Origin of the sequence: Rhizobium sullae, from assembly GCF_025200715.1 — a bacterium.
Lineage (GTDB): Bacteria > Pseudomonadota > Alphaproteobacteria > Rhizobiales > Rhizobiaceae > Rhizobium > Rhizobium sullae.
In genome coordinates this window covers 1,482,865-1,495,717 of sequence record NZ_CP104143.1, presented here as the reverse complement: position 1 = coordinate 1,495,717, position 12,853 = coordinate 1,482,865, and the positions used below count along the sequence as shown (strand labels likewise).

Annotated in this window: 11 protein-coding genes; 5 read left to right on the top strand and 6 right to left on the bottom strand. The window is 61.0% G+C overall.

The window, feature by feature from the left end:
• The first annotated feature begins 208 nt into the window (after positions 1-208).
• Both N2599_RS07545 and N2599_RS07540 read left to right on the top strand, forming a co-directional pair.
• A complete protein-coding gene (locus N2599_RS07545; protein ID WP_027511817.1) occupies positions 209-1,603 on the top strand; it encodes a selenium-binding family protein in 1,395 nt (464 codons plus the stop codon).
• A 29-nt stretch (positions 1,604-1,632) separates the two neighbouring features.
• Positions 1,633-2,262 (top strand): hypothetical protein, encoded by a 630-nt coding sequence (locus tag N2599_RS07540; protein ID WP_027511818.1) that lies wholly within the window; start codon positions 1,633-1,635, stop codon positions 2,260-2,262.
• Positions 2,263-2,323: 61 nt separating this feature from the next.
• Here the strand turns inward: N2599_RS07540 and N2599_RS07535 are convergent, their stop codons facing one another.
• Genes N2599_RS07535 through N2599_RS07520 form a run of 4 tightly spaced genes read right to left on the bottom strand, consistent with a single transcriptional unit; the run spans position 2,324 to position 6,374 of the window.
• Positions 2,324-2,938, bottom strand: a complete 615-nt coding sequence (locus tag N2599_RS07535) for an ABC-type transport auxiliary lipoprotein family protein (RefSeq protein ID WP_027511819.1) — start codon at positions 2,936-2,938, stop codon at positions 2,324-2,326.
• A 31-nt stretch (positions 2,939-2,969) separates the two neighbouring features.
• The gene (locus tag N2599_RS07530) at positions 2,970-4,340 is read right to left on the bottom strand and encodes an MlaD family protein (protein WP_027511820.1); all 1,371 of its coding nucleotides are present in this window, start codon (positions 4,338-4,340) and stop codon (positions 2,970-2,972) included.
• 9 nt (positions 4,341-4,349) lie between these two features.
• Positions 4,350-5,198, bottom strand: a complete 849-nt coding sequence (locus N2599_RS07525) for an ABC transporter ATP-binding protein (RefSeq protein WP_027511821.1) — start codon at positions 5,196-5,198, stop codon at positions 4,350-4,352.
• Positions 5,199-5,207: 9 nt separating this feature from the next.
• The gene (locus N2599_RS07520; protein WP_027511822.1) at positions 5,208-6,374 is read right to left on the bottom strand and encodes an ABC transporter permease; all 1,167 of its coding nucleotides are present in this window, start codon (positions 6,372-6,374) and stop codon (positions 5,208-5,210) included.
• Positions 6,375-6,474: 100 nt separating this feature from the next.
• Between N2599_RS07520 and dgcA the strand changes: the two genes are divergently transcribed.
• Positions 6,475-7,458 (top strand): N-acetyl-D-Glu racemase DgcA, encoded by a 984-nt coding sequence (dgcA, locus tag N2599_RS07515; RefSeq protein ID WP_027511823.1) that lies wholly within the window; start codon positions 6,475-6,477, stop codon positions 7,456-7,458.
• Here dgcA and N2599_RS07510 read toward each other — a convergent pair.
• Positions 7,410-8,630: an MFS transporter gene (locus N2599_RS07510; RefSeq protein ID WP_027511824.1), complete on the bottom strand. Its 1,221-nt coding sequence runs from the start codon at positions 8,628-8,630 to the stop codon at positions 7,410-7,412. The two genes, dgcA and N2599_RS07510, sit on opposite strands and share 49 nt — an antisense overlap.
• Positions 8,631-8,866: 236 nt before the next feature.
• Between N2599_RS07510 and N2599_RS07505 the strand changes: the two genes are divergently transcribed.
• Positions 8,867-9,373 (top strand): GNAT family N-acetyltransferase, encoded by a 507-nt coding sequence (locus tag N2599_RS07505; RefSeq protein ID WP_027511825.1) that lies wholly within the window; start codon positions 8,867-8,869, stop codon positions 9,371-9,373.
• Positions 9,374-9,437: 64 nt separating this feature from the next.
• Here the strand turns inward: N2599_RS07505 and N2599_RS07500 are convergent, their stop codons facing one another.
• Positions 9,438-10,244 carry a UDP-2,3-diacylglucosamine diphosphatase gene (locus N2599_RS07500; RefSeq protein ID WP_027511826.1) on the bottom strand — a complete coding sequence of 269 codons (807 nt, stop codon included), beginning with the start codon at positions 10,242-10,244 and terminating at the stop codon, positions 9,438-9,440.
• Between the two features lie 211 nt (positions 10,245-10,455).
• Between N2599_RS07500 and N2599_RS07495 the strand changes: the two genes are divergently transcribed.
• Entirely contained in the window at positions 10,456-12,768 is a 2,313-nt protein-coding gene (locus N2599_RS07495; protein ID WP_027511827.1) for an NADP-dependent malic enzyme, read from the top strand.
• The last annotated feature ends 85 nt before the right edge of the window (positions 12,769-12,853 follow it).

The window sequence follows — 12,853 nt, the reverse complement described above, 5'->3', positions numbered from 1 at the left end:
AAAAGGGACTGCCCAAACCCACCTTTATCTGAGACAATTGTCTGGGGAGGATTGTCTCTGCGGCTCGCAGCCGTAGGGAACCATCTCGAATCTGTATCCCGTTGAAGCATCCACTATCCTGCCCCGTCCGCAGCGATGAGTCGGCTGTCGGCAAGCATCTAGCGAACATCTCTCATTGTTCAGCAAACGCGAGCCAGGAGCACTTCATATGGTAACGTGGAAACCCGATCCAAGCTTTTATCCGTCACCGCGAATGGCCATGAAGGCCGCGCCGGAGACGCTTGCCTACGTCGCCGCCTTCGATCCGGCGCGAGCGGTTCCCGACGAGCTCGCGGTCGTCGATGTCGATCCCAAATCAGCCTCCTATGGTCAGATCGTCACATCCCTCGCAATGCCCAATGTCGGTGACGAGCTGCATCATTTCGGCTGGAACGCCTGCTCATCCTGCCTTTGCCCGAATGCGCCGCACCCGCATGCGGAGCGCCGCTATCTGGTCGTACCCGGGTTGAAATCCTCGCGCATCCATATCATCGACACCAAGCCCGACGGCCGGAAACCATCGATCGTCAAGGTCATCGAACCGGGCGAAGTCGCCGACCGGGCCGGATACTCCAGGCCTCATACCGTTCACTGCGGACCGGAAGGGATCTATGTCGCAGCACTTGGCAATGCCGAGGGCAAGGGACCGGGCGGCGTGTTCCTTATGGATCACGAGACATTCGAGGTGCGCGGCCAATGGGAAATGGATCGCGGGCCGCAGCAGCTTTCCTACGACGTCTGGTGGCATCTTGGCCACGACACGCTCGTCACCAGCGAGTGGGGCACGCCGGATACTTTTGAAAACGGCCTGATCCCGGAAATCCTGCTCAGCGCAAAATACGGCCGCCGGCTGCACTTCTGGGACCTGCACAAGCGCAAGCACCTGCAGACGATCGATTTCGGTGACAAGTATCAGCTCGTATTCGAACTCAGGCCCGCGCATGATCCGACCAAAGCCTATGGCTTTGTGAACTGCGTTCTCAGTCTTGAGGACCTCTCGTCCTCGATATGGGTCTGGCACCGCGACGGCGCGAAGTGGGCGGTTACAAAGGTGATTGACATTCCGGCGGAGCCCGCCGATCCGGACCTGTTGCCGCCGATGCTCAAGGGTTTCAATGCCGTGCCGCCGCTTGTCACCGATATCGACCTTTCGATGGATGACAGATTTCTCTACGTGTCCTGCTGGGGAACTGGCGATCTGCATCAGTACGATGTCTCCGATCCATTCAAGCCGAAGCTGACAGGAAAGGTCCGGATCGGCGGCATCGTTTCGCGCGCTTCGCATCCGGGAGCGAAGAATGGCGCGCTGAATGGCGGCCCGCAGATGGTCGAGATCAGCCGTGACGGTCGCCGCATCTATTTCACCAACTCGCTCTATGGCGCGATCGACGAACAGTTCTATCCCGATGGCATCTCCGGCTGGATGGTGAAGCTTGACGCGGAGCCTGACGGCGGCATTGCCTTCGACGAGAAATTCTTCGTCGAATGGCCAAAGTCGCATCGCCCGCACCAGGTCCGCCTCCAGGGTGGAGATTGCTCGTCGGATTCCTATTGCTATCCGTAAAGGGCGAAGGCCAGCCCGATGAGGCGCTCATGAATGAACTCTGGCCCTGGATGCTACTGGCGGGACTGGGAGCCTTCCATGGTCTCAACCCTGCGATGGGATGGTTGTTTGCCGTGGCGCTCGGCGTTCACCGCCAAAGTTCCGCCGCCGTGGTTCAGGCGGTGCCTGCTATCGCGCTGGGGCACGCAGTGTCCATCGCACTGGTGGCGGGCACCCTGCTCGCCGCCGGTCTTTTCGTAAATCAAGATGGGTTGCGGACGGCGGCCGGAGGAGGCCTCATTGCATGGGCCATCTGGCATCATTTCTTCGGACACCGGCGCCGCGTTCGCATCGGCATGCGCACAGGGCTTGCCGGCCTGGCGTTCTGGTCGTTCCTGATGGCAACGGCCCATGGAGCCGGACTCATGATCCTACCGGCCCTGATGCCCCTCTGTCTTACGGAGTCGCCATTGCGTGAAGTCGGCGGTGATGGGTCCGCGGCGATGGCGATCGCTGCAGTCGGCGTCCATACCCTTGCAATGTTGGCGGCCACAAGTATCGTTGCCCTGGCAGTCTATCGTTGGGTCGGGCTCGGGATATTGCGCAGTGCCTGGATCAACACGGATCTCGTATGGACGCTGGTTCTGCTCGGCACCGGTGCCGTGCTGCTGATCGTCTAGCGAAGGCGGGATTGGTCCATCCCAAGTTCTTCGGCTTCGGCCGCAACCATTTCCTCCGTCATCAAATCGACCGCAGCGTCCAATCGACGATCTCTGCCGTCACCGCAGAGAACGCGCGGTCGAGCGCCTTGACGTAACCTACATTCGAGCCGCCGCCTGCAGGAACGGCCGCGCGGAAAACCTTCTGGGCGCGGACCGTGCCGTTGCGGTCGTTGAGGATATTCGCCGAGATTTCGACGACGGCCTGGCTGCCGATGCTGGTGTCGATCTCGAAGGCGCGGATGTCGGTGACGACCTGATAGTCGATCGCAAGGCCCTGTCCCGGCTTACCGACGCCGCCGAGCTTGCCGGAGTTCTCGTAGGCTTCCACTAGCTTCGATTGCACTATGCGCGGCAGGCTGTCGCTCCATTGCGAGCGCGACAGATACTGGATCTCGGAGGGCGAAACGCGGACGACGATCTGGCTGCTGTCGAGCGCCTTCAAGGCCGTCGGCGCCGGCACGAGAATCTGGCTGCGCTTGGCGGGCCGTCCGTCGACGGTGACGGTGGCGGAGAGATCAAAGGTATCGTTCTTGGCCGCCGTGCCGCAACCGGTCACTGCCAGCGCCATAAGCGGCAAAAGGAGCGTCGTTCTTGCCAGCAATGAACGGCGCGCCAACACATGCGATACGGCCATATTTCGCTACCCTTGCTTTCAAATATCCATGTCAACGGCGCGTCCGGCCGTCATATTGCTTTACCGTATCGCCGCCAAAAATCAGCCGCTGCGGATTTTGGTCGAAATTGCTGATCGCACTGTTGAGATTCTGCATCGTATGGCGGGTATCGTCGACGAGCGCCTGCACGTCGCGCAAGCCGCCGCTCGAAAACCGCTGCAGGTTGTCCGCGATCGGACCGATGCGAGCGTTGAGATTGTCCGCCATCTTCTTGAAGGAATCGAGCGTTGCGCGCGCCTCCGTAAAGAGCGACTGCGAATTGTCCGTGCCGAACAGCGCGTCGAGCTTGATCAGGATGCCGTCGACGCGCGTCGAGGCCGAGTTCAGCTTGTTCGCCATCTGCGAGACGTCCTGGATCGTCTGGTCGATATCCTTCTGGCGCGCCGAGACGGTATTGGCGACGTCCCGTATGGAGGCGACCGCGACGCGTGCATCCTTCGTCGCCTGCGCGATATCGTCGACCGACCCCTTCACCTTGGCGGGATCGATCTGCGCCACGAGCGTATCGACGCGGTCGAGCGTCGTCTGCGCCTTCTTGCCGAAATCGTTGAAGGTCGTCGCCGTCTCGTTGAATCTCTGGATGGCACCCTTCAGGTCGCCGGACGCATTGGCGATATCGCGGCTCACCTTCTCGGCATTGCTGAGGATCGTATCGATCTTCTTCGCGTCGACGGCCTTTACCAGCGCTTCGACGGCCTCGAGCGTGGAATCGACTCGGCCGGAGACTTTGCGGACGGTTTCGGAAAGCTCGCCGACGCTCTGCAGGAAGGAATCGATATTGCCGGAATTCTTCGCTAGCGCACCGGAGAAGGTCTCCGCATTTTGCAGCGTCTTGGTCAGCGGTCCGCGCGCGTCCTGGACGAAACCATGAACCTCGCCCACCGCCGCGTTCGCCCGGTCGAGAATTTTGTCGGCCGTCGCCAGAAGATTCGTCACACTTGATTGATCCGCGACGATCACCGCGCGCTTGCCGGTCTCGACGGCCTTTTGCAGGATATTCTCTTCACCCACCTTGCCGCCCGAAAGCTCGATATAGGCCGCACCCGTCAGGCCCTGGATTTCAAGGATGGCCCTGGTGGAAGGATAGATCGGCGCATCGACGCGCACCTCGGTGAAGGCCAGCGAATATTGCGGGTCGTCGGCATCGATCGACAGGGACGTCACCGACCCCACCTGAATGCCATTGAAGCGCACCGGTGAGCCAACGCTGAGGCCGTTTGCCGAGCCCGGAATACGCACGACGAGTTCCGCCATAGGGCCGCTGCGTCCGTACTCGGCCATCCAGTAGACGAAGCCGAATGCGGCTGCGATCACCAGAACAGTGAAAAAGCCGACGATCGTGTAGTTCGCTTTGGTTTCCATCGTTTCCGGTCACTTCCCGCGGCTGTCGCCAGTGCTTTCGGCACGGCCGGCGGCTGTTTCTTGTTGCGGCACGATCGAGCGCGCCCGCTTGCCCTTGAAATAGGCCTGAACCCATGGATCATCATAGGCCAGCATGTCGTTGATCGTCCCCTCAACCATTACTCGCTTGTGTCCAAGTACGGCAATACGGTCGCAGACGGAAAACAGGCTGTCGAGGTCGTGGGTTACCATGTAGACGGTCAGCCCGAGCGTGTCTCGCAGCCGGGCGATCAGTTCATCGAATTCTGCAGCACCGATCGGGTCGAGGCCCGAGGTCGGCTCGTCCAGGAATACCAGCTCCGGATCGAGCGCCAGGGCTCTCGCAAGGGCAGCGCGCTTGATCATGCCGCCGGAAAGCTCGGAGGGATATTTGTCCGCCGCATCGGCAGCAAGACCCACGAGCCGGATCTTCAGGTGCGCCAGTTCGTCCATCAGCGATTTCGGCAGATCCAGATATTCACGCATAGGCACCTGGATGTTCTCCCTCACCGTCAGCGAGGAAAACAGCGCGCCCTGCTGGAAGAGCACGCCGAGCCGCATGTCGAGCGCGTTGCGCTGGCTCTCGTCCAGCTTGTCGAAATTCTGTCCCAGGATCTCGATCATGCCGGAGCGGCGTGGCAGAAGGCGCAAAATGGTTCGCATCAGCACGGATTTGCCGGTACCCGATGCGCCGACGAAGCCCAGGATCTCGCCGCGGTAGATGTTCAGGTTGAGCTTGTCGAGCACGATCTTCGGGCCAAAGCCGACGGTCACGTCTCGTGCCGAAAGCACGATGTCCCGCTCATCCTTCCCGTTCGGCTCTGCTCGCTGCCCGTCCACGCTGAACCCTTAAAAATTGATGGCCGCATAGAACATGGCGAACAGCCCGTCCATGAGGATGACGACGAAAATCGACTTCACTACAGAAGCCGTCACGTGCTGGCCGAGCGATTCGGCGCTGCCTCCGACCTTAAGGCCTTCTACGGCCGCGACAATACCAATGACGAGCGCCATGAACGGCGCCTTGATCATGCCGGAGAGCACTGTCGACAGCGTAATCGCCTCGTGCAGGCGAGACAGGAAGGTAGCGAAAGTGATGCCGGAATAGGCCCAGGCAACCGATGCGGCGCCGAACAGCGAGGCGAAGTTCGCAAGCACCGTCAGAAGCGGCAGCGCCACCGTCAGCGCCACAAGCCGCGGGAAGATCAGCACGCCCACCGGGTTCAGGCCCATGACCTTCAGCGCATCGACTTCTTCACGCATCTTCATCGAGCCGATTTCGGCGGTGATTGCGCTGCCGGAACGGCCGGCGATCATGATCGCTGTCAGAAGCACGCCGATTTCGCGCAGCTGCAGGATGCCGACGAGATCGACGACGAAGACTTCGGCGCCGAAATACCGAAGCTGGAAGGCGCCCTGTTGCGCGATGATGGCGCCGATCAGGAACGACATCAAAAGGATGATCGGAACGGCACGCACGCCCATATGGTCGATCTGGTTGACGATCGAGGCTGGAGAAACGCCGCTGCCGCGCCCGAACTTCATCTGCGCGCCACGCACCGCCGAGCCCAGGATATACATCGCGGCCGTGAGGTCGTTCCAGAGGTCCACGGTCATCTTGCCGACCGGCGCGAAGATGCGCTCGGCGAGGCCGCTTTTCTTCGGAGCCTCGACGGCTTCCTCCTCCGGTTTCTGGGAGAATTCCTTGATCATTTCGTCGATATGCGGATTGGTGCCTTCGAAACGAACCTGCCGCCCGGCCCCCTCTTCCTGCAGCTTGAGCCGGCAAAGCAGCCAGACGCCGGCCGTGTCGATATCCGTGACGCCCGACAGGTCCAGGGTCAGATCACCTTTACCACGGGCAATCTTCTCGATGTCGTGGAGGACGAGATGGATGTTGGCGCTGCGCCAATTGCCTTCGAGATGAACGCGGCGTCCCCTACCGTCGGCTTGGTCGTCCACGTGCAGTGAGGCGGCGTTGCGGGTGTCGGGCTTCAAAATGCTTGTGTCTTTCAAGGCTTGCGGCGACATTGCCGACTCGCGAACAAATCGCTCACGCCCGGCGCGTTAATATACCGAAGACACATAGAATTTCCATGCTCGCAGGATTGCAATTATGCCACGCTCGCTCGAAATCCAGATGAATTCCTTTCCCATTGCGGGCACGTTCACGATCTCGCGCGGCGCAAAGACCTCGGCGGACGTCATCACCTGCATTCTGGCGGAAAACGGCAAGCGAGGCTGGGGCGAATGCGTTCCCTACCGACGCTACGGCGAGACGGTGGAAGGCGTCGCCGCACAGATCGAAGCCGCCCGGCCGCTGATCGAAGCGGGCATTTCCGGCGAAGACCTGCTCTCCGCCATGGCGCCGGGCGCAGCCAGGAACGCCGTCGATTGCGCGATATGGGATCTCGAAGCCAAGCGCGGCGGAAAAAGCGTTGCCGAACGCATCGTCCTTGCGTCGCCGAAGCCGCTCACGACGGCCTACACGATCTCGCTCGGTGAACCGGAGATTATGGCGGCGCAGGCGCGCGCATACTCCGCAAGGGCGCTGCTCAAGGTCAAGGTCGGCACCGGTGACGATGAGTGCCGCATGCGCGCCGTGCGCGAGGCCGCGCCAAACAGCATCATCATGCTTGATGCCAACGAGGGCTGGCCTGAGGCCACGTTGGAACATCACTTGCGCATCGCCGCCGAGATGAAGATCGCGCTCGTCGAACAGCCGCTGCCCGCCGGCCGGGACGAAATGCTGGCCGAGATCGAGCGTCCGGTCCTGGTCTGCGCCGACGAGAGCGTCCACCATACTGGCGACCTAGCAAGCCTGCGCGACCGCTACGATGCGATCAACATCAAGCTCGACAAGACCGGCGGCCTGACGGAAGCGCTCGCGATGAAGCGCGAGGCGCAGCGCCTCGGCTTCCAGATCATGCTCGGCTGCATGGTCGGTACATCGCTTGCCATGGCGCCTGCCGTGCTCTTAGCGCAGGACGCAGAATTCGTCGATCTCGACGGCCCACTGCTTCTTGCCCGCGACCGGCAACCCGGCCTTCGCTACACCGCTTCCCTTGTCTGGCCACCCGAACCCAGCCTTTGGGGCTGAAGGTAGTAGGCGACGAAGACCAGAGACATTCCCAGCGCTGCGACGAGTGCCATGACGTAGAAGCTCGCAAGGCCGAGCCAGGCATAGATGTAGCCGGAGGCGAGTGTCATCAGTCCCATGAACATGCCGTTATAGAAGAAATAGGCGCCCTGAGCCGACGATTCCTGCGTCTCCTGCACCGTTGCCACGATGCGCCGCTGAACGCCGATATGCACGAAGGCGAAGCTGCAGGAATGGAAACATTGCAGCACGAAGAAGCCGACGAAGCCCCAATGCATCGGGAACAGGATCCAGCGGCAAATGCAGACCGCGCAGCCGATGCGGATCAGCGTCCACGCACTGAAGCGGCGGTTCAGATGCTTCGAGACGAAGAACACAATCACCTCGGAGGCAACGGCAGCACTCCAGAGAATGCCGACCTCCGTTCCTGAAAAGCCAAGCTGATGCCAATAGATCGACGCGAAGACATAGAGAAGCGCGTGGCTCGACTGCTGGATCGCCACGCCCCACAGGAGCACCAGCAGATGTGGCTGCCGTAGCGAACTGCCGGTGGCCGCCGGTATGTCGACCGGCGTGCCGCGCCGGCGGGTCGGCCCAATCCGCGGACAATAGATCGCCATCAGCATCGTCATGACGAAGCCGAAAATCATGACCGGCAGCACCATCGAGCCGCCCCAATAGCCGATCATCTCGCCGCCGATCATGGTCGATGCAATGAAGGCGATAGAGCCCCAGACGCGCATGGAGCCGTAGTCGAGCCCCCAGCGGCGAACGCCGGAAATGACGATCGATTCGACGACCGGCAGATAAGGCGCGAAGGTCGCACCCTGCATGGCGAAGACGATCAGCACCGGCCAGAAGCTCGTCGTCCAGCAGAGCGCTACCGCTGTCAGCAAGGACAGCCCGCCGGACCAGAGCAGCACGTCGGCGCGCTCCTTCATGCGGTCGGCATACATGGCGACGATCGGCGCCACGAGAACGCGCACCACCATCGGCACTGCCAGGATGATGCCGATTTCACGATCGGTGAATTCGTGGACCGCTAGCCAGACGGGAAAGAAGGGAAGAACCACACCGTTGACAATCAGCGGAGCGCAATAGGACAGGGCGCTGAGCAGCCGGAAGCGCGGCGGCGCCCCCTCGCCTGTCGGGGCATTCTGGGCGGGAATCATCGGTGGACCTGCAGGAAACTGGACGTTGCCTAGCACATCAACCCAAGGGCGACTATGGCCAGAAATAGCGTTTCTGAAACGCTTTAAGAAAAAGCTTGTCCCCTTCGCTCACAACCCATCGTAATTGAAGCCATCCGCATTCCCTCTAGATTCTAGGTCGTAGATTTTGAGCCAGCGTCATAGAACCGTTACCGTTAGGTGGTTCGATCGCGCTTCAAAAAGACAAAGGACATACTGTGCGCCCCTACAAGCTTCGCCGCCTCGACAGGAATGATGCGTCGTCTTTCAGAGAAATTCGCCTTGAGGCTCTCGCGAACCATCCAGAGGCATTTGGCGCGTCATGGAAAGAAGAGCAGAGCCTATCTGAGGCGGACTTCGCCGGTAGGCTTGAGAACGGCCTTGTGATCGGTGGGTTATCCGATGACGGAATCCCTGCCGGAACTATCGGCGTGTCAAAGTCCAAAGCCATCAAGACACAACACATTGCATCGATTTGGGGAATGTATGTCCGCCAGGAGGCACGGGGCACTGGTCTTTCGCGCCTGCTGCTGAGTGCTGCGATTGACGAAGTTGGCACGACGCTGCGTTCGCTCCGGCTTAGCGTTGTGTCATCCAACGTTCCGGCTATCCGGCTTTACAAATCCATGGGCTTTGAAGAATGGGCCGTCGAAGTCGAAGCTCTAAAGGTGGGCGATACATATTATGATGAAATACTAATGCGGCTGGAAGTAGGTCCGCGATGACAGACGCCACGAGCCTAACGCCCGTCACCACGGCTAAATTGCTTCCGTTTTCACAACAGGAAAATCAGGCAGCCTGCGGCTCGAGCTGGCCGTCGCGATGCTCGATCGCCAGCGGGATGGCTTGAGCGTCGGCCATCGTGCTCCAGGTGATGAGCTCGAACGTGCCGTCCTCATGCTCGGCGATCGCCGTACAGCTCTCCACCCAGTCGCCGGTGTTGATGTAGCGCACGCCGTCCATGTCCTCGATCACGGCATGGTGGATATGGCCGCAGATGACGCCGTCGGCGCCATGCTTGCGGGCTTCGTCGGCCACGACGCGCTGGAACTCGCCGATGAAATTGACCGCGTGCTTCACCTGCAGCTTCGCCCAGGCGGAGAAGGACCAGTAGGGCATGCCCATCCGGCGGCGGATCGCGGCCAGCACGACGTTGATCTTGATCGCCGTGTCGTAAGCCCAGTCCCCGAGATAGGCGAGCAGGCGGGCGTTGCGGACGACGACGTCGAACTCGTCGCCATGCAGCACGAGATACTTCTTGCCGTCCGCGCCGTCATGCATCATCCGCTCGGCGACTTCGATGCCGCCGAAATGCATGCCCGGAAAGTCTCGCAGGAACTCGTCGTGATTGCCGGGGATGTAGACGACCCGCGTGCCCTTGCGCGCCTTGCGCAGCAGCTTCTGCACCACGTCGTTGCAGACCTGCGGCCAGTACCAGCTGCGCTTCAGCCGCCAGCCGTCGACGATATCGCCGACGAGGAAGATCGTATCGGCGTCGTGATAGCGGAGAAAGTCGAGGAGGAAGTCCGCCTTTGCCGCCTTCGAGCCGAGATGCACATCGGAAATGAAGAGAGTACGGAAGTGTCGGGTATCCATATTGTCTTTCACAAGCGTTCCGCCTGCGTCCCATCGTTTCTGATCTTCCAAAATCAGACTCGTGTTTCAGGAAGATGACAGACGCGCGAATCGGCGCATGCGCGGCGCTCACGAGTTTTCCGCTCCGATCCCGAAATTCTGACTGTCCCTGCCAGCCGATTGATGTATGGAGAAGTCTTCAAAAGATGTGAGTGCGGCAGCGGAGACGGCAATGGATCATCAGGAAAAATCCAACACGGAGAAGAACGAGACCGGCGGAAACCTCGACGAACAGGCGCTTTTCTTCCATCGTTACCCCCGCCCCGGCAAACTTGAAATTCAGGCGATCAAGCCGCTCGGCAACCAGCGCGACCTGGCACTGGCCTATTCGCCCGGCGTTGCCGCGCCCTGCCTTGCGATCCGCGACAATCCGGAAACGGCTGCCGATTACACCTCGCGCGCCAATCTTGTTGCCGTCATCTCCAACGGCACGGCCGTTCTCGGCCTCGGCAATATCGGCCCGCTCGCCTCCAAGCCCGTCATGGAAGGCAAGGCCGTCCTCTTCAAGAAATTCGCCGGCATCGACGTCTTCGACATCGAAATCGATGCCTTGAGGGTCGATCAGATGGTCTCCACCGTCGCCTCGCTCGAGCCGACCTTCGGCGGCATCAATCTCGAGGACATCAAGGCACCCGAATGCTTTGAGGTCGAGCGCCAGCTCCGCGAGAAGATGAAGATCCCGGTCTTCCACGACGACCAGCATGGCACGGCTATCATCGTCGCAGCTGCGATCCTGAACGGACTGGAACTCGCCGGCAAGAAGATCAAGGACGTGAAGATTGTCGCCTCCGGCGCGGGTGCCGCTGCGCTCGCCTGCCTCAATCTGCTGGTCGAGCTCGGCGCCAAGCGCGAAAATATCTGGGTCCACGATATCGAAGGCCTCGTCTATGAAGGCCGCACCGAACTGATGGACGAATGGAAGGCTGTCTACGCACAGAAGAGCGAGATGCGCACGCTCGCCGACAATATCGGCGGCGCCGATGTCTTCCTCGGTCTTTCGGCCGCGGGTGTCCTGAAGCCCGACCTGCTATCACAGATGGCGGACAAGCCGCTCATCATGGCGCTCGCCAATCCGACCCCTGAAATCATGCCTGACCTGGCGCGCGCCGCCCGCCCGGACGCAATGATCTGCACCGGCCGTTCGGACTTCCCGAACCAGGTGAACAACGTCCTCTGCTTCCCCTACATCTTCCGTGGCGCGCTCGATTGCGGCGCCACGGCCATCAACGAAGAAATGAAGCTTGCTGCGGTCAAGGCCATCGCGGGGCTTGCCCGCGAGGAAGTGTCGGACGTCGCCGCCCGCGCCTATTCCGGCGAGACGCCCATCTTCGGTCCGAATTACCTCATTCCCTCACCCTTCGATCCCCGTCTCATCCTGCGCATCGCCCCGGCTGTCGCCAAAGCCGCCGCCGAGACGGGCGTGGCATCCCGGCCGATTGCGGATTTCGACGCTTATCTCGATCAGTTGAACCGCTTCGTCTGGCGCTCGGGCTTCGTCATGAAGCCGATCTTCACCAGCGCCAAGCTTTCCGAGAAGAAACGCGTCATCTTCGCGGAAGGAGAAGACGAGCGCGTCCTGCGCGCGGCTCAGGTTCTGCTGGAGGAAAAGACCGGCGAGCCGATTCTGATCGGCCGCCCCTCGGTTATCGAGGCACGTCTGAAGCGCTTCGGCATCCGCATTCGCCCGAATGTCGATTTCGCCGTCGTGAACCCTGAAGACGATCCGCGTTACCGTGACTATGTCGACGACTACTTCGCTCTCGTCGGCCGCGCCGGCATCAACCCGGAGGCCGCCCGCACGATCGTGCGCACCAACAACACCGTTATCGGCGCCTTGTCGGTGAAGCGCGGCGAGGCCGATGCCCTCATCTGCGGCGTGGAGGGCCGTTTCGATCGCCACCTGAAGGACGTCGGCCAAATCATTGGCAAGCGAAAGGGCGTCTGCACCTTCGCCGGTCTCAGCCTGCTGATCACCCAGAAAGGCCCCGTTTTCTTCGCCGATACCTTCGTCAACTACAACCCGACGCATGAGGAAATCGCCGAGATCGCCGTTCTCGCGGCCGAGGAGATCCGCCGCTTCGGCATAACGCCGAAGGCCGCGTTGATCTGCCATTCGAATTTCGGCTCCCGGAACTCCGAGAGCGCCCGCAAGATGCGTGATGCCCTGCAGCTCGTGCGCAAACGCGCCCCGGAGCTGGAGGTCGATGGCGAAATGCAAGCCGGCTCGGCGCTGTCGGAATTGCTGCGCAAGCGTGCCATGCCGGATAGCTCGCTTACCGGCGAAGCCAACCTTTTGCTCTTCCCGAATCTCGATGCCGCCAACATTTCGCTCGGCCTCGTCCGCACGATGATGGACGCGCTCCATGTCGGCCCAATTCTGCTGGGAACGGCACAACCTGCGCACATCCTGTCAACTTCGGTCACCTCACGCGGTGTAGTCAACATGGCGGCGCTTGCCGTCGCCGAGGCTTCGCAGCCGGCGTAAGTTGTCGCAAAATGGGAAAATGCGCTAGAATTCCGTCGCCAGCTTGTTAACGGAAGCAGGCTAGAAAGTCATGATGCGGTAAATG